The organism is Myxococcus sp. CA039A (assembly GCF_013336645.1).
Lineage (GTDB): Bacteria > Myxococcota > Myxococcia > Myxococcales > Myxococcaceae > Myxococcus > Myxococcus llanfairpwllgwyngyllgogerychwyrndrobwllllantysiliogogogochensis.
In genome coordinates, this window is record NZ_JABUMQ010000750.1 from 1 (window position 1) to 482 (window position 482).

1 pseudogene is annotated in these 482 nt (G+C 65.1%); it reads left to right on the plus strand.

The window, feature by feature from the left end:
- Nucleotides 1–482 (plus strand): annotated as a pseudogene (gene rpoB, locus HR086_RS47410) (DNA-directed RNA polymerase subunit beta); the annotation flags it as partial.

Sequence of the window (482 nt, forward strand, 5' to 3'; positions counted from 1 at the left end):
GCGCACGGACCACGGCCTGCACGCTGCGCTGAAGTCGGTCTTCCCGATCGCCAGCTACAGCGGCAATGCTGCCCTGGAATACGTCGGCTACAAGCTGGGCGAACCGGTCTTCGACGAGCGTGAGTGCCGCCAGCGCGGCATGAGCTACGGCGCCCCGCTGCGCGTGACCGTGCGCCTGGTGATCTACGACCGTGAGTCGTCGACCAAGGCCATCAAGTACGTGAAGGAGCAGGAGGTCTATCTGGGCGAAATCCCGCTGATGACCGAGAACGGCACCTTCATCGTCAACGGCACCGAGCGCGTCATCGTCTCGCAGCTGCACCGCTCGCCGGGCGTGTTCTTCGACCACGACCGTGGCAAGACCCACAGCTCGGGCAAGCTGCTGTACAGCGCCCGCATCATTCCTTACCGCGGCTCCTGGCTGGACTTCGAGTTCGACCCGAAGGACGCGCTGTTCACCCGTATCGACCGCCGCCGCAAGC